The sequence below is a fragment of the Pseudoclavibacter helvolus genome (assembly GCF_049707175.1).
In the GTDB taxonomy this organism is placed as follows: domain Bacteria; phylum Actinomycetota; class Actinomycetes; order Actinomycetales; family Microbacteriaceae; genus Pseudoclavibacter; species Pseudoclavibacter helvolus_A.
The window spans coordinates 42057-58722 of record NZ_JBNAFM010000007.1 but is presented as its reverse complement, the minus strand read 5'-3'; the positions used below and the strand labels follow the sequence as shown (position 1 = coordinate 58722).

At 67.1% G+C, this 16666-nt stretch carries 14 protein-coding genes; 11 read left to right on the top strand and 3 right to left on the bottom strand.

Annotated features, from left to right (window positions below):
* Positions 1–97 precede the first annotated feature (97 nt).
* Genes ACPYN9_RS07410 through holA form a run of 3 tightly spaced genes read left to right on the top strand, consistent with a single transcriptional unit; the run spans position 98 to position 4259 of the window.
* On the top strand, positions 98–772 hold the full coding sequence (locus tag ACPYN9_RS07410) for a helix-hairpin-helix domain-containing protein (protein WP_424465291.1): 675 nt from the start codon (positions 98–100) through the stop codon (positions 770–772).
* On the top strand, positions 769–3336 hold the full coding sequence (locus ACPYN9_RS07405; protein WP_424465289.1) for a ComEC/Rec2 family competence protein: 2568 nt from the start codon (positions 769–771) through the stop codon (positions 3334–3336). Before ACPYN9_RS07410 ends, ACPYN9_RS07405 begins: the two co-directional genes overlap by 4 nt.
* Complete coding sequence (gene holA, locus ACPYN9_RS07400; RefSeq protein WP_424465287.1) at positions 3246–4259, top strand: DNA polymerase III subunit delta; 1014 nt, start codon at positions 3246–3248, stop codon at positions 4257–4259. Before ACPYN9_RS07405 ends, holA begins: the two co-directional genes overlap by 91 nt.
* A 27-nt stretch (positions 4260–4286) precedes the next feature.
* Here holA and ACPYN9_RS07395 read toward each other — a convergent pair whose 3' ends face one another.
* From ACPYN9_RS07395 to ACPYN9_RS07385, 3 genes are all read right to left on the bottom strand, one after another.
* The gene (locus ACPYN9_RS07395) at positions 4287–4877 is read right to left on the bottom strand and encodes a DUF1697 domain-containing protein (protein WP_424465285.1); all 591 of its coding nucleotides are present in this window, start codon (positions 4875–4877) and stop codon (positions 4287–4289) included.
* A gap of 10 nt (positions 4878–4887) precedes the next feature.
* Complete coding sequence (rpsT, locus tag ACPYN9_RS07390; RefSeq protein WP_424465284.1) at positions 4888–5148, bottom strand: 30S ribosomal protein S20; 261 nt, start codon at positions 5146–5148, stop codon at positions 4888–4890.
* Positions 5149–5290: 142 nt separating this feature from the next.
* Entirely contained in the window at positions 5291–6892 is a 1602-nt protein-coding gene (locus ACPYN9_RS07385) for an ABC-F family ATP-binding cassette domain-containing protein (RefSeq protein ID WP_424465282.1), read from the bottom strand.
* 109 nt (positions 6893–7001) lie between these two features.
* Here ACPYN9_RS07385 and lepA point away from each other — a divergent pair, with 109 nt between their 5' ends.
* The 8 genes from lepA (at position 7002) to ACPYN9_RS07345 (ending at position 16505) form a co-directional block, all read left to right on the top strand.
* Positions 7002–8846, top strand: coding sequence for a translation elongation factor 4 (lepA, locus tag ACPYN9_RS07380; protein ID WP_424465281.1), 1845 nt, complete (start codon positions 7002–7004; stop codon positions 8844–8846).
* 48 nt (positions 8847–8894) lie between these two features.
* Complete coding sequence (gene dapA, locus ACPYN9_RS07375; protein ID WP_424465481.1) at positions 8895–9869, top strand: 4-hydroxy-tetrahydrodipicolinate synthase; 975 nt, start codon at positions 8895–8897, stop codon at positions 9867–9869.
* A gap of 47 nt (positions 9870–9916) precedes the next feature.
* Positions 9917–11590 (top strand): ribonuclease J, encoded by a 1674-nt coding sequence (locus tag ACPYN9_RS07370; RefSeq protein ID WP_424465279.1) that lies wholly within the window; start codon positions 9917–9919, stop codon positions 11588–11590.
* Positions 11591–11675: 85 nt separating this feature from the next.
* The gene (locus tag ACPYN9_RS07365; protein WP_424465278.1) at positions 11676–14537 is read left to right on the top strand and encodes a DNA translocase FtsK 4TM domain-containing protein; all 2862 of its coding nucleotides are present in this window, start codon (positions 11676–11678) and stop codon (positions 14535–14537) included.
* A 14-nt stretch (positions 14538–14551) separates the two neighbouring features.
* Positions 14552–15184 carry a CDP-diacylglycerol--glycerol-3-phosphate 3-phosphatidyltransferase gene (gene pgsA / locus ACPYN9_RS07360; protein WP_424465277.1) on the top strand — a complete coding sequence of 211 codons (633 nt, stop codon included), beginning with the start codon at positions 14552–14554 and terminating at the stop codon, positions 15182–15184.
* Positions 15181–15720 carry a CinA family protein gene (locus ACPYN9_RS07355; protein WP_424465275.1) on the top strand — a complete coding sequence of 180 codons (540 nt, stop codon included), beginning with the start codon at positions 15181–15183 and terminating at the stop codon, positions 15718–15720. The genes pgsA and ACPYN9_RS07355 overlap by 4 nt, the downstream gene beginning before the upstream one ends.
* A gap of 170 nt (positions 15721–15890) precedes the next feature.
* Positions 15891–16202 (top strand): helix-turn-helix domain-containing protein, encoded by a 312-nt coding sequence (locus ACPYN9_RS07350; RefSeq protein ID WP_068493112.1) that lies wholly within the window; start codon positions 15891–15893, stop codon positions 16200–16202.
* Between the two features lie 72 nt (positions 16203–16274).
* Positions 16275–16505 (top strand): DUF3046 domain-containing protein, encoded by a 231-nt coding sequence (locus ACPYN9_RS07345; RefSeq protein ID WP_424465273.1) that lies wholly within the window; start codon positions 16275–16277, stop codon positions 16503–16505.
* Positions 16506–16666 lie beyond the last annotated feature (161 nt).

Sequence of the window (16666 nt, the reverse complement as noted above, 5' to 3'; positions counted from 1 at the left end):
AGCCCACTCTGTCTTCAGCGCCCCTGTGCGGACACCGCTCTCCACAGGTTCCAAGGTCGCTCCTGAGCGGATGCGCCTGCGGCCGTAGCGTGCGAGGGTGTCCGAATCCGAGCTGGCAGACCTTTTCGAGCGTCCGCCCCGACCGCGTCTGCGGATCGGGGTCGGTGCCGCCGTGGTGCTGGTGCTGGCGGTGCTCGCTGGTGCGATCGCCATCGCGGCGTTCCGCCCGACGCCGAGCCTTGGCGCCATGGGAGGAGCTTCCCCGACGGTGGGCATCGAGCTCGAGTCGACGCACGCGCCGACTGGGGACGCGGCCCCGAAGAGTGCGACGCTGCTTGTCCACATTGTCGGTGCGGTCGCGAACCCCGGTGTCTACGAGGTTCCCCCTGGGGCGCGCGTGGTTGACGGCATCGCCGCGGCTGGGGGCCTCGCGGGCGACGCAGATCCCTCGCTCCTCAACATGGCCCGCACACTGGTTGACGGCGAGCAGCTGCGCGTGCCGCGCATCGGCGAGCTGCCGGCTGCGCCCGTCGCGACGGGCGGCGTCCCGACAGGCGCCGGGGGAGCATCCGCGGCGGACGGGCTCGTGAACCTCAACACGGCGACGGCCGCCGAGCTCGAGGAGCTGCCGCGCATCGGACCGGCGATGTCCTCGCGCATCATTGACTATCGCGAGCAGAACGGCGGCTTCACGTCCGTCGAAGATCTCAAGCAGGTCGCAGGCGTTGGGGACGCGACGTATGAGGGCCTCGTCGACCTGGTCACGGTATGAGCGTCAACGGCTCGACAGCGCGAGAGGGCGCACGCGGTGCCGAGCTCATGCCGCCGCAGATCGTGGAACGCCTCGGAGCCAGAGACGCACGACTCGTCCCGGCCGCTACCGCGGTCTGGGGCGTGGCCTGGGTCTGTGTGACCTTCCCTGCCACGGCCTGGAGCATGGCGGTCGCCGCGGCGGCTCTGGCCGTCTGCGTCCTCGGAGCGGCGACGGGCATCCGACGGTGGACGCTGCGTCCTGCCGCGGATCTGCTCGCGACCCTGGCGGTGCCGGCAGCCGCGGCCGCACTCGTGGCGGTGAGCGTGGGCACCCAGTCGCCGGTCAGAGTCCCGGAGGGGCTGCGGGCGGCAGCGGCCGAGAGTGCCCCGGCGGAAGCGACTGGGACGCTCACCTCGCTCGTTGGCGAGAACGCGCTCGCCGACGGTGCGGAGCGCGGCGGGTGGGTCGGGTCGCACCTCGAAGAGGTGCCGCACTTTGAGGTGCTCCTCGATTCGTACGAAGTCCAGGGGAAGTCTGGAGGCGGCGGGGCCTCGCTGCTGGTCTTCGGCAAGCTGAGCATGGCGGACGGTGCTGACGGTGGCATCCCGGGGATCGGGTCGCGCGTTGAGCTGCACGGCACGCTCGCTCCAGCGGAAGCGGGGGACGGCGTCGCGGCGATGATCTTCCTCGACGGGCCTGCGGAGGTCGTCGAGACTCCCGCTGGCCTGCTCGCAGGCACAGCCGGAGCGCGCGACGCGTTCGTGGATGCGGCCCGCGCGCTTCCGGGGCCCGGCGCGCAGCTGCTCCCTGGCCTGTCGGTCGGAGACACGCGCCTTGTGACACCCGAGCTCGACGAGCAGATGAAGACCTCCGCGCTCACGCACCTCACGGCGGTTTCCGGCGCGAACTGTGCCATTGTCGTTGCAGCCGTGCTGGTGGTCGGCCGGGTCTTCGGGTTCCGGCGCGGGGTTCGTCTTGCGCTGGCTTCGGTACTGCTGGCCGGCTTCGTCGCGCTCGTCACACCGGAGGGCAGCGTCATCAGAGCGAGCATCATGGCGACGGTTGTGCTGGCGCTCGAGGTCACGTCGCGTCGGGTGAGCGGCCTCGCATTGCTCTCGCTGGCGGCGCTTGCCGTGCTGGTCGCCGATCCCTGGCGCAGTCGCGACTACGGATTCGCCCTCTCGGTGCTGGCCACGCTCGGACTCCTGACCCTCGCGAACCCGCTCGGTGAGCGCCTCGCTCGCGTCATGCCGCGACCGCTCGCCCTCTTCCTCGCGGTGCCTGCCGCGGCGCAGCTCGCCTGCCAGCCGGTACTGCTCCTCCTCGCGCCCCAGCTCCCGCTCTACGGCGTCGTGGCGAACGTGCTCGCCGCACCGGCTGCGCCCGTCGCCACGCTGGTCGGGCTCGTCGGCGGACTGCTCCTCGGAGTTGCTCCCTGGTTCGGACATGCACTTCTCTGGCTGGCGTGGATACCTGCGCAGTGGATCGGGCTGGTGGCTGTATCCGTGAGCGGCTGGCCAGGTGCGCTGCTGCCGTGGCCGGGGGGCCTTCTCGGCGCGATCCTGTGCCTTGGTGGAGTCCTTGCGCTGGTCCTGTTGATGCAACGTTGGCGAGCCTGGCTGGCGGTTCTGCTGTGCGTCGCCCTCGTCGCCTACGCTGGCACGCTCATCGGCCAGGCCGTGCACGTGAAGCGCAGCATTCCGAGCAATTGGCGCTACGCCGCCTGCGACATCGGGCAGGGGGATTCGCTGATCGTCCGCGCGGGCGAGGCCGCTGCTCTCATCGACACCGGGGCCGAACCGGAGGCACTTCTCGCCTGCCTCGACGTGCTCGGCATCGATGAGCTGGCGCTGCTGGTGCTGTCGCATTTCGATCTCGACCACACCGGAGCGGCGATCGCGATGGTTGAGTCCGGTGTCGGCGTCGCGGCGCTCGTTGTGCCGGACACGCGCGAAGCCAGGGAGGAACCGCTCGTCGCGGATCTCCGAGCATTCGGGGCCCAGGTGCACTTCGCCGCGAGCGGCGACTCGTGGGTACTCGGCGACCTCACCTGGACCGCCTTGTGGCCAAAGCGTGGCGCCGACGGCGAGCCGGCGACAGTTGGCGGCAACGACGGGAGCCTCGTGACGGTGCTCGAGCCCGCCGCGACGTGCGTCTCCGTGTGCCTGTCGCTGGTGGCTCTTGGCGACCTCGGGGAGGAGGCCCAGCGCGATCTGTTGCGCGAGCACCCTCATCCGCGCGCCAACATCGTGAAGATGGCGCACCATGGTTCGCGCGATCAGAGCGCTCAGCTCTACCAGGAGGTAGGCGCGTCGATCGGGCTGGTCTCGGTTGGCGCCGACAACGGCTACGGCCACCCGACGGATGCTGCCCTCGGCATGCTCGCGGGCGCGGGTACGCGGGCGCTGCGCACCGACGAACTTGGCACCATCGTCATCGGAGGTGGGGATGGCGGCCAGCCTGACGCCCCGCTCATCGCTAGCATTGCCACATGGCACAGGCGAAACGGGCGAGCACCCCCAAGAGGGCGATCCCCGTCCTCATACACCGGGAAGTGCGGCCGGCCGGCATCGTGCTCGTGAGCGGACCGGAGGATTACTTCGCAGAGGCTGCCATCACACGACTCCGCGACGTGCTGCGCGCCGAGTCGCCGGACCTCGAGATCACGGAGCTCGAGGCCTCCGCCTACTCGAGCGGCTACCTCACCACACTCGTCAGCCCGTCGCTCTTTTTCGAGCCGCGCCTTGTCATCATCCGCGGCGTGCAGCAGTGCACGGACGCGCTCATCGCCGATGTCGTCGACTACACCAAGATGCCCGTCGACGGTGCCACACTGGTGCTCAGGCACGGCGGGGGAGTGCGCGGCAAGAAAATGCTCGACGCGGTGCGCGCGGCCAAGGACGTCGCCATCGAGGTCGAGTGCCAGAAGCCCAAGCCGAGCGAACTCATCGACGTGGTCGTCGCCGAAGTTCGCACGGCGGGCCGGCGCATTGAACCTCAAGCCGCGGCGTTGCTCGTCGCCGCCTTCAACACCGACCTCGCGGAGCTCATCGGCGCCGCACGACAGCTGCTTACGGTCACGAGCGACACCATCACCGACGAGCACGTCGATAAGTACTTCGGGGGTCGCGTCGAGACCACTGGGTTCAAGATCGCGGATGCGGCGCTCGCCGGCCGGGTTCGCGACGCGCTTGCGCTCGTGCGGCACGGTTTCTCGACGGGCCTGCATCCCGTGCCCATCGTCTCGGCCGTCGCCTCGAAGCTTCGCATCATGGCGAAGGTGCAGGGCCTCTCTGGTTCCGACGCGCAGATCGCGAGCCGCGCCGGCGCATCCCCCTGGCAGGTGGGGCAAGCTCGACGCGAGCTGCGGGACTGGGACGATGCGTCGCTCGGCCGCGCCATCACACTGGTCGCCGAGACCGACCATGCGGTGAAGGGTGCGGGCAGGGACCCGCAGTTCGCCGTGGAGCGAATGTTGCGCTGCATCGCCCTTCGCGACGTCTGACCGTGCGACGTGGGCGTGATGCCGCGCCTAGAGCTTCGCCTCGATCCTGAGTACGGTTCCCCAGGTGCGGACCGTCGCAGGCCCGCTCGACGTGTCTGAGCTTTTCGGGCGGCCCAGTCGTTGCAGCACGGGCGACTGGATCTGCCCGTTCGGGCAGAACACGTAGATCTCGCGTCCGCGCACGGCCCACCGATCATCTTCGAGATCGACGCCTTCGAGAGCTGTCGCGACGCGATCCCCGGGCGGCTCCGCGCAGAACACCACGACGTAGCGGCTGAGGTGCGGGTCCAGCTCCCGGAACGGGTCGTGCTCGACGACGGCACGCCACTCGGCGGCGTCGCGCACGAGTGTCGGCACGTCCATCGAGAAGGCGTCGGAGATCTCAGTGCGGATGCGCGTCTCAAGCGCGTCGTTCGTCACCGCAGCGGGGGCGTCGAAGAGCACGTTCCCGGTCTGGAGCACCGTCGCGATATTCGTGTGCCCTGCAGCGGCAAGGGCGACCTTGAGGTCTGCCATCGGCAGCTTGCGGTGCTGTCCGAGGTTGATGCTCTGCAGCAGGGCGACACGACGAATCGACCCCCGCGCCTCGAACGAAGACGCGGGGGTCGATGACGGCATGACGGGAGGCTTAGAGCGCTGCGACCGACTTCGCGATGGCCGACTTGCGGTTCGCTGCCTGGTTCTTGTGGATGACGCCCTTCGAGACGGCCTTGTCGAGCTTCTTGGCGGCGAAGGTGAGCGCGAGCTCGGCCTGCTCCTTGTTGCCCTCGGAGACCGCGGAACGCACGCGACGGATTGCCGTGCGGAGTTCGCTCTTGTAGGCGCGGTTGCGCTCGGTCGCCTTGCGGTTGGTGCCGATGCGCTTGATCTGCGACTTGATATTTGCCACGTTGCTTCTTTCTTACAGGAAGGTGTACTGGAACGGTGCCACACGGAAGAGGGCCGTGCAGCCAATCCGCGCCGAGTGGGCGACGCGTAAGCCAAACAGAAACTCTACCAGGCTTCAGGCGGCGTCGGAACCCGGCAGCGTTCTACGCCGAGTCGGCGATGGTGATCTCGAGCTCGGCCGGCGCATCGGTGTTCGTGCCGAAGACGACGGTGCCGGTCGCGACCTTGTCGATGAAGAACCGGTCGTGGCTGACGACGATGACGGCGCCCGGGAAGTGCACGAGCGCGCGTTCCATGACCTGCGTGCTCGGGAGGTCGAGGTGGTTGGTCGGCTCGTCGAGCACCAGCACGGATGCGCCGGAGAGCAGGCACTGGGCCATCGCGACTCGCGCTCGCTGCCCGCCGGAGAGCGTGCCGATCCTCGACTTCAGCTCGGCCTCGCTGAAGCGGAACATGCTGAGGAAACGAGCGACTGACTTCTTCGTCGCTCTGAGCGCGATGCTGTCTGGCATCGCGTTGACGGAGTGCGACACGGTGTCCGACTCGTCGAGCTCGGCGAGGACCTGGTTGTAGGAGACCACCTTCACTCCGTTCGGCCAGTCGACGCGGCCGATGTCCGCCGACTCTTCGCCGGTCAGGACCCGCAGGAGCGTCGACTTTCCGCTGCCGTTCGGGCCGATGACGGCGATGCGGTCGCCGCGGTGCACCTCGAAGGTGACGTCGTCGAAGAGCGTGCGCTCGCCGTAGCTCTTGCCGAGCCCGGAGACCCTGGCCAGGACGTCCTTGACGTGAAGCGAGCCGTAGATCTCGGTGACGATCTCATCGACGGGGCGGGGCGCGCGCTTCTTTTTGATGCTGGAGAGGCGCTTGCCGAGGGCCTTGCCTCCTGCTTTCGCTGCCTCTCTCCGATCCGCGATGCCCTCTGCTTCGAAGGCGAGCAGCTCGGCCTCGTGCACGAACTGCGCTTGCAGTGTCTTGAGCCTGAACTGCTTCTGGATGACGTACTCGCCGAAGTCGCCGGGGTACTCGTGCAGGTGGAGGTTCTCGACCTCAAGGATGCGCGTGACGACGGCATCCAGGAACGTGCGGTCGTGCGACACGATGATCGCGGCTCCGCGGAACGTGCGGAACCACGTCTCGAGCCATTCGACGCCGGCGACGTCGAGGAAGTTTGTCGGCTCGTCGAGCAGGAGGACGTCTGGCTGCTCGAGCAGGAGCTTGGCGAGGGCGGCGCGGTTTCGCCAACCGCCGGAGAGCTGCTCGATCGGGCTCGTGCGATGGGCTTCGGTGAAGCCGAGCTTGGTGAGGGCGGTGTCGATGTGGCGCTTGTAGTCCCAGCCGTCCGCCCGGTCCATCTCCTCGAAGAGCTCAGACTGGCGCATGATGAGTCGGTCGAGCGTGTCGGCATCGGGCTCGGCGGCGATCGCAGTGTCGATCTCCGCGAGCTCCGCCTCCATCTCGTGGACGTGCGAGAAGAGGGTCTCGAGGGTCTCGAGGATCGTCGACGAGCCGTCGAGTTCGGAGAACTGCGAGAAGTAGCCGATGCGCACGCCGTCGTCGATGGAGACGGTGCCCCTGTCTGGCGCGACCTGCTCGAGGATGAGCTTCAGCAGCGTCGACTTCCCGGAGCCGTTCTGGCCAATCAGGCCGATGCGGTCGCCCCGGTCGAGCGTGAGGAAGACCTCTTTGAGCACGGGGGAGGGGCCGAAGCCGACCTCGACGTCGTTGAGGCGGATGAGACTCATGCGGTTGTGCCTTCCTGGGCCGATCTCGGGCGGTGCGTGTGCTGGCTGCGCGCTCGAGCGCTGGGCGATGAACGCCGGGCGCGCGGCTCATGGGAGAATAGGCGACACCATGTCACCACGCGCCTCCACTCCGCTCGAGCCGGCTCAGACCGACCCCGCCCGGATCCGCAATTTCTGCATCATCGCTCACATCGACCACGGCAAGTCCACCCTGGCCGACCGGATGCTTCAGCTCACGGGCTCCGTCGACGAGCGCGCCATGCGTGCACAGTACCTCGACCGGATGGACATCGAGCGCGAGCGCGGCATCACGATCAAGAGCCAGGCCGTTCGCATGCCGTGGGAGGTCGAGGGCGACACGTTCGCGCTCAACATGATCGACACGCCGGGCCACGTCGACTTCTCGTACGAGGTGTCTCGTTCGCTCGCCGCCTGCGAGGGTGCCATCCTGCTGGTGGATGCAGCGCAGGGCATCGAGGCTCAGACACTCGCGAACCTGTACCTGGCGATGGAGAACGATCTCGAGATCATCCCGGTACTCAACAAGATCGACTTGCCTGCCGCCGACCCGGAGCGCTTTGCGATGGAGATCGCGAACCTCATCGGCGGCGACCCGGACGACGTGCTCCGCGTGAGTGGCAAGACGGGCATGGGTGTCGAGGCGCTGCTCGACCGCGTCGTCGAGCGCATCCCGGCCCCCGTCGGTGTTGCGGATGCGCCGGCACGCGCGATGATCTTCGACTCGGTCTACGACGCTTACCGGGGTGTCGTCACGTATGTGCGAGTCGTCGACGGCGAGCTCAAGGCTCGCGACAAGATCAAGATGATGTCGACCGGATCGACGCACGAGATGCTCGAGATCGGCGTCTCGTCGCCCGAGCCGACCGTGGCCAAGGGGCTCGGCGTCGGCGAGGTCGGCTACCTCATCACCGGCGTGAAAGATGTGCGTCTCTCGAAGGTGGGCGACACCGTCACCGAGAGCCTGCGCCCGTCCGAGGAGCCGCTGCCGGGGTACACCGAGCCGAAGCCGATGGTCTTCTCCGGCCTGTATCCGATCGACGCCGGCGACTACCCGTTGCTGCGCGAGGCGCTCGACAAGCTCAAGCTCTCGGACGCGGCGCTCAACTACGAGCCGGAGACCTCCGTCGCGCTTGGCTTCGGCTTCCGAGTGGGCTTCCTCGGCCTGCTCCACCTCGAGATCGTCACCGAGCGCCTCATGCGCGAGTTCGACCTCGATCTCATCACGACGGCTCCTTCCGTCGTCTACGAGGTCAAGACCGAGGACAAGCAGATCCACACGGTCACGAACCCGAGCGAGTACCCCGAGGGCAAGATCCTGGAGGTGCGCGAGCCGATGATGCGCGCCGCGATCCTCGCCCCGAAGGACTACGTCGGCAAGATCATGGAGCTGTGCGAGAGCAAGCGCGGCACGCTGATGAACATGGACTACCTCAGCGAGGAGCGCGTCGAGCTGCGCTACTCGATGCCGCTCGGAGAGATCGTTTTCGACTTCTTCGACCAGCTGAAGAGCCGCACGCAGGGGTATGCGTCGCTCGACTACGAGCCGATGGGTGATCAGGTCGCTGACCTCGTCAAGGTCGACATCCTGCTGCAGGGCGAGCGCGTCGACGCGTTCAGCGCCATCGTGCATAAGGACAAGGCGTACGGCTACGGCCTGCTCATGACCGAGCGCCTGCGCAAGCTCATTCCTCGCCAGCAGTTCGAGGTGCCGATCCAGGCTGCGATCGGCGCGCGCATCATCGCGAGGGAGACGATCCGCGCGATCCGCAAGGACGTCCTCGCGAAGTGCTACGGCGGCGACATCTCGCGCAAGCGAAAACTGCTCGAGAAGCAGAAGGCCGGCAAGAAGCGCATGAAGATGGTCGGCCGCGTGGAAGTGCCGCAGGAAGCATTTATCGCTGCCCTCAGCGGCGATGTCGAGAAGAAGAAGTAGCGCAAGTAGCAGCACTCGTTACCTAGTGGAAGTAGCCTGAGAGACGTGATGGAACAGGACAACCCTTTCGGCCAGGTGCTCGTCGCACTCGTGACCCCGATGACGCATGACGGAGAAGTCGATTGGGCGGGAGTCGAGAAGCACATCGACGACGTCATCTCGGCTGGTGCCGACGGCATCGTTGTCACGGGGACGACCGGCGAGACGTCGACGCTCACCGACGCCGAGAAGCTCAAGCTCGTCGTCGTGGGCAAGGAGGTCTCGGCGGGGCGCGCGAAGATCATCACCGGTGGTCCCTCGAACGAGACCGCGCACGCCATCCAGCTCGCCAAGCAGTCGGCGGATGCGGGTGCCGACGGGGTCATGGCCGTCACGCCGTACTACAACAAGCCGACGCAGGCGGGCGTGCTCACCCACTTCCGCATGATCGCGGACGCCACGGACCTGCCGCTGATCCTGTACGACATCCCGGGCCGAACCGGCATCCCCATCACGTACGAGACGATCCTTCGTCTGGCGAAGCACCCCAACATCATCGCGGTGAAGGACGCCAAGGGTGACCTCGCGCAGGTCTCGCGCGTCCTCAACCAGACCGAGCTGCTCTACTTCTCGGGCGATGACGCCAACACCCTTCCGCTGCTCTCGATCGGCGCGACGGGCCTGATCGGCGTGACGGCCAACATCGCGTCGCAGCCGTACCGGACCATGGTCGACGCGGTCAACGCCGGCGACCTCCGAACGGCGACGGATGCGCACCAGCGGCTCGAGCCGCTCGTCCGGGCCACCATGACCCACGTGCCCGGCACCGTGGCGACCAAGTACATCCTGCACGGCCTCGGCCGCATCCAGTCCCCGCGCGTCCGGCTGCCGCTCGTCGGCCCGGAGGAGTGGGAAGCCGCCCTCATCGAGGACGAGCTCGACCTGGTTCGCGACGTCGAAGGCGCGAGCTTCACGAACTTCCGGCCTGACCGCAACGCGGCCGCGGGTGGTGCGCTCCCGCGCATCCCAGGCACAACCCGCTGATTCGACCCTCACCTCACCAGCGGCAACGCTGAATTTCTAAGGCGCATATGACAAAGACCGAACACCTCCCCAAACTCGCTCAGGGCTCGATGCGGATCATCCCGCTCGGCGGCCTCGGCGAGGTCGGCCGCAACATGGCGACCTTCGAGATCGACGGGAAGATCCTCATCGTCGACTGCGGCGTGCTCTTCCCGGAAGAGACGCAGCCAGGCGTCGACCTGATCCTGCCCGACTTCGACTCGATCCGCGCTCGTCTGGACGACGTCGTGGGCATCGTGCTGACCCACGGGCACGAGGACCACATCGGAGCTGTGCCTTACATCCTGCGACTCAAGCCGGACATCCCGCTCATCGGCTCGACGCTGACGCTCGCGCTCGTCGAGGCGAAGCTCAAGGAGCACCGCATCAAGCCGTACACGCTGACCGTGGCAGAGGGGCAGGTCGAAGAACTTGGCCCGTTCACGCTCGAGTTCGTGGCCGTCAACCACTCCATTCCGGATGCGCTCGCCGTGCACATCACGACGGACGCCGGCACCGTGCTCCACACCGGCGATTTCAAGATGGACCAGCTGCCGCTCGATGGCCGGCTCACCGACCTTCGGGCCTTCGCCCGCCTCGGTGAGGAGGGGGTCGACCTCTTCATGGCCGACTCAACCAACGCGGAGGTGCCTGGCTTCACGCCCACCGAGCGCAACATCGGCCCGGTCATCGAAGACGTCATCTCCCGGACCAAGGGCAAGGTCGTCGTCGCCAGCTTCTCGAGCCACGTGCATCGCGTGCAGCAGGTCATCGACGCCGCGGCGGCGAACGGCCGCCGCGTGGCCCTCATGGGCCGATCGATGGTGCGCAACATGGGCATCGCCTCGGAGCTGGGCTACCTCAACGTGCCGCAGGGCGTGCTCATCGATCACAAGAAGGCGCTCAAGCTGCCCGACAACGAGATCGTCTTCATGTCGACCGGTTCGCAGGGCGAGCCGATGGCGGTCCTGAGCCGCATCGCCTCGAAGAGCCACGCCATCGAGGTCGGCGAGGACGACACCGTCATTCTCGCGTCGAGCCTCATCCCCGGCAACGAGAACTCCGTGTTCCGGGTCATCAACGCGCTTATCAAGCTCGGCGCGAACGTGGTGCACAAGGCGAACGCCAACGTGCACGTCTCCGGCCACGCGGCCGCAGGCGAGCTGCTCTACTGCTACAACATTCTGCAGCCCCGCCAGGTCATGCCAGTGCACGGCGAGATCCGTCACCTCGTCGCCAACGCCGAGATCGCGAAGAAGTCGGGCATCGCCGACGAGAACGTTCTGGTCGTCGAGAACGGCGCCGTCATCGACATGCGCGACGGCGTCGCGCGGCAGGTCGCGCAACTCGACATCGGCTTTATCTACGTCGACGGCTCAACCGTCGGCACGATCACCGATGCCGACCTCAAGGACCGTCGCATTCTCGCTGAGGAAGGCTTCATCTCCATCTTCACCGTTGTCGAGGCCGCGACCGGCAACATCCTCGTCGGTCCGGAGATCCACGCGCGTGGCTTCGCACCCGACGAAGCCGTCTTCGACGACATCATCCCCGGCATCCAGAAGGCACTCAAGGAGGCCGTCGAGGCGGGCAACTCCAACTCGTACCAGCTCTCGCAGGTCGTGCGTCGCACGATCGGGCGCTGGGTCAACACGAAGCACCGCCGCCATCCGATGATCATCCCGGTGGTCATCGAGGCCTGACCTTCGGCCCCGAGGGCCGCCCATCTCGGCGGCTCTCGGGGCGTCATCCTCGATCCTGTCGGTGGCCGAAGGTACCTTGGGCACCATGGCCACAACTCCGTCCAACACCAAGCGAACCCCCGCGCCCAAGAAGCGGGCAAGCGCGGCAGCCGCGAAGGCTGCGGCGGAGACCGAGAAGCCGGGCATGGCGACCCGGGCCTGGATGGCCGCAGCGAATGTCGCGGGCCAGACGGCCAGGGCTCTCGGGCCCGAGACGCTCGAGAAAGACCAGCGCCGCGACGGCTTCCCGTTCCTGCTGTTCCTGCTCGCCGTCATTGGCGGTGTCGTGGTGTGGTTCTTCCCCGGCAACGGGGTGGCAACGGCACTCAACGACTACACCTTCGGCGGGCTGTTTGGGCGGGTGTCCTACGCGCTCCCCATCGTACTCGCCTTCTTTGCGCTCTGGCTCTTCCGCCACCCGTCGTCGGTGAGCGACAACGGCCGCATCGGCGTCGGGCTCTTCCTCGGGCTCGTCTCGACCTCCGCGATCTGCCACGTCATCGCGGGCAACCCCGACCCCGCAGATGGCATGCCGGCGCTGGCACAGGGCGGGGGAGTGTTCGGCTGGCTCCTCGGAGGCACGCTTGGCCTCATCATCACGCCAATCGGGGCCGCCATCGTCGCCAGCCTGCTCATCGTGCTCTCCGTCTTCATCATCACCAAGACCCCGCCGCACAGAATCGGTGCGCGGCTGCGTGAGCTGTGGGAGTGGATGTTCGGGATCGACGAGGAGTCCGCAGCGCACGCGCGCGCCGCGAAGCCGGGCAAAGCATCCGGCAACGACGAGAGCCTCCTCGACGACGACCGGGGGCGTGCAGCCGACGCCGAGCGGCTGCCATGGTGGCGTCGAAACGAGTCCGGGCGTGAGGAGGACGTCGACTACGAGGAACAGCCGTACGAAACCGCGGTCAGCGACAGCAAGAAGCACGAGCATCACCGCATCGACCCAGAAGCGACCACGACCGTGCTGCGGGGGCTCACCGCCGAGGATCCTGACAACATCGTGACCGGGCCGCAGCCGACTGCGGTCCTCTCCGGGCTGCAGGTCGACGACGCCACCGACGTCATCGATGTCGAGGAACCGGCCCTGTTCTCCGCCACCGGCATCCAGGACGACTCGACCCCAACTGATCCCGACGAGTTCGCCGATCTCTTCGGAGCACCGGCACCGGCACCGACGGCGGCGGGCGCACCATCCGCACCCGAGACACCAGCGGCGGATGCCGCCAGCGACGGTGCAGCGGACCAGGACCAGCAATGGGACTCGCGCGACGCAGACGCCTCAGGCGAGGGCTACAGCCTTCCAGTGCAGTCGATGCTCTCGCGCGGCGCACCAGCGCTCGCCCGCACAGAAGCGAACGACCTCATCGTCGAAGCACTCAACTCGACGTTCGCCCAGTTCAAGGTCGACGCGAAGGTCACAGGCTTCTCGCGCGGACCGACCGTGACCCGCTACGAGGTCGAGGTCGCCCCCGGCGTGAAGGTGGAGCGAGTCACGCAGCTCTCCAACAACATCGCCTACGCCGTCAAGAGCAACCAGGTGCGCATCCTCTCGCCGATCCCCGGCAAGAGCGCGATCGGCGTCGAGATCCCCAACTCTGACCGTGAGGTGGTCTCACTCGGCGACGTGCTGCAGTCGCCGGAATCGATCGCGGCACGCCACCCGATGACCATCGGCGTCGGGAAGGACGTCGAGGGCGGTTTTGTGCTCGCGAACCTCGCCAAGATGCCGCACCTCCTGGTCGCCGGTGCGACCGGAGCCGGCAAGTCGAGCTTCGTCAACTCGATGATCGTCTCGCTCTTGATGCGCGCGACGCCGGCGGAAGTCCGCATGGTGCTGGTCGACCCCAAGCGTGTCGAGCTGACCCCGTACAGCGGTGTCCCGCACCTCATCACGCCCATCATCACGAACCCGAAGAAGGCAGCCGAGGCGCTCCAGTGGGTCGTGAAGGAGATGGAGATGCGGTACGACGACCTCGAGAGCTTTGGCTATCGCCACATTGACGACTTCAACGCAGCCATTAGGTCGGGTGGCATCATCCTTCCCGAAGGGTCCAAGCGCAAGCTCAAGCCGTACCCGTACCTGCTCGTCGTGGTCGACGAGCTCGCGGAGCTCATGATGGTCGCGCCTCGCGATGTCGAAGACTCCATCGTGCGCATCACCCAGCTGGCTCGCGCGGCGGGCATCCACCTCGTGCTCGCGACGCAGCGTCCGAGCGTCGACGTCGTCACGGGCCTCATCAAGGCCAACGTGCCGAGCCGCCTCGCCTTCGCGGTCACGAGTTCCACCGACTCGCGAGTCATCCTCGACCAGGTCGGTGCTGAATCGCTCATCGGGCAGGGTGATGCGCTGTTCCTCCCCTCCGGTGCGAACAAGGCAGCCCGCGTGCAGGGCGCCTGGGTCAACGACAAGGAGATCACCGAGATCGTGGCCCACGTCAAGCGCCAGGCGCAGCCCGAGTACCGGGCCGACGTCGCGCAGGTCGTGGAGAAGAAGGAGATCGACGCCGACATCGGAGACGACCTCGAACTGCTCCTGGCTGCGGCGGAGCTCGTCGTGAACTCGCAGTTCGGATCGACGTCCATGCTGCAGCGCAAGCTGCGGGTCGGGTTCGCGAAAGCCGGTCGCCTCATGGACCTCATGGAGTCTCGAGAGATCGTCGGACCTTCAGAGGGATCCAAGGCCCGCGACGTGCTGGTCACCGCCGAGGAGCTCCCTGGAGTCCTCGCGCGCATCCGAGGCCAGGAGCCGGCAGCGAGTGCCCAGGCACCAGCTGCGGCTCAGGTCCCCGAGTCTGACGGCATGGCCGCGTCCTTCGACGCCGTCGCAGCCCAATACGATGGGCTGGAAGAGGTCGAAGGCGAGAGCGGCGACGAAGACGCCTGGAGTCTGACAGGGCGCGACTAGCGAGAGGCAGCACGATGACCGGTCGAATACTCCGCGGGGGCGACGGTCCGGTGAGCAATTGGTGCGTGCCGAACCTCATCACGATCGCGCGCATCCTGCTCGTGCCAGTTTTCGTGTGGTTCCTTCTGCTCGACGCCGGCACCAATGGGCCCTGGCGCTGGGCGGCAGCGGTGCTGTTCATCGTCGCGATCGCGACCGACAGCATCGACGGGCACATCGCGCGCAGCCGCAACCTCATCACCGACCTCGGCAAGCTGCTCGACCCGATCGCAGACAAAGCCTTGACGGGCACGGCCCTGGTGATGCTCTCCGTGCTCGGGGAGCTCCCCTGGTGGGTGACGATCATCATCCTCGTTCGGGAGCTCGGCATCACCTTCTGGCGTCTTGCGGTGGCCAAGCGCCGAGTGCTCCCGGCCGGACGCGGCGGCAAGCTCAAGACCCTGGTGCAGGCCTTCGCCATTTCCCTCGCGCTGCTGCCGCTCTGGGTGGTCTTCGGCGACTGGGTGCACTGGCTCAACGTGGTGCTCATGTCTGCGGCGTTCATCCTGACGGTGTGGTCTGGCATCGACTACTTGTGGGAGGCCTACCGGCCTCAGAAGAAGAAGGCGCCCGAACTCCGGGCCGATGACGGGAGCACCCAGCGATGACCGGTGGAATCACGCCAGCACTGCCCCAGACCGAGGAGCTGGGCCGTGTCCTCCTGGAAGCCGGGCTGAGCATCGGCGTGGCGGAATCGCTCACGGGCGGGGCGCTTGTCGCAGAGCTCGTCAAGATCCCCGGCATCTCCGAGTCTCTCGCAGGCGGCATCGTCGCCTATCGCACTGAGCTGAAGCACGCCCTCCTCGGTGTCGATGAGGACCTCTTGGCCGAGCGCGGACCGGTCGACCCGGACGTCGCAGCGGCGATGGCCCGCGGCGCACGAACGGCCCTCGCGGCTGGCCGCGGAGAGCGACTCGACATCGGCCTCTCGACGACCGGCGTCGCAGGGCCGCAGTCGCAGGCGGGTCGCGCGCCCGGCGTGGTGTTCATCGGTATCTCGTCGCTTTTCGGCGACAAGGTGGTCGAACTCGACTTTTCGTCGCTCGTCCGGCTCGACGACCCCGCGGGAAGCAGGCAGCGCGTGCGGGGCGCGACGGTCGAGGCGGCTCTGCACAACGTGCTGGAAATGCTCGTGGAACACTGACCAGGTATCGTGATCGGGGTCGACGCGAAGGTTGAGTCGAATCGCCTCAACATTCGGCTTCCTCTCAGGAATACCATCGATCTTTGCTTGGTTGTTCTCAGCGTGACGAAGTCTCCACGAAGTCTCGTAAGTTACAGTTCTTGGCACACGGCAGTAAGGAGGACCCCGCTATGGTCCTAGCGCGTCAAGAGATCGGTGAAGTCCTGCGCGATGTGCGCCTGCGCAAGGGGCACACGCTCCGGCAGGTCGCGGGTCGCGCCTCGGTTGCACTCGGCTATCTGAGTGAGGTCGAGCGCGGGCAGAAGGAAGCCTCGAGCGAGATTCTCGCTTCGGTTGCCGAAGCCCTCGAGACCCCCCTCTCAACCATCTATCGCGAAGTGGGCGACAGGCTCGCTGTTCACGAGCGGTTCGACACGAGCATCCCGGACACGGTTCCGGACGACCTCCTGCTCGGAATGCGCAAGCCTCTCGTCACTCGATAACGAGACGGCTTCGCGCGGAGGTCCGGCGGCGTCGCAGCTTCAGCTGCGGCGCCGTCGGCGTACGCTGGGTGGATGCGCAAGAGCGAATTCGAGCGGGCAGTGGCGGATGAGTTCGGCGAGGCCTATGGCCGCTCGCTGCTCCGGGACCTCGTGCTCGGCGCGCTCGGCGACCGAACGGGGCAACAGGCCCTCGACGAGGGGCTGCCGCCCCGTGAGATCTGGCTCGCGTTGTGTGCTGACACGGGTGTTCCCGAGTCTCGGCGGCACGGCGTCGGCACGATCGACCCGCGGACGCGCGGCTGAGATCCAGCCTCGCCCCTGACACCTTCGGGCCGACACGCCTGACAGGTGTTCGAAGTCGTGTTCTAAGCGCGTAGGGTGTTCACGTCGGACTCCTCGGAGACTTGTCCACAGATGGAGAAGCCCGATCATCGAATGTCGGTGGTCGCCTCTACCGTGAATGT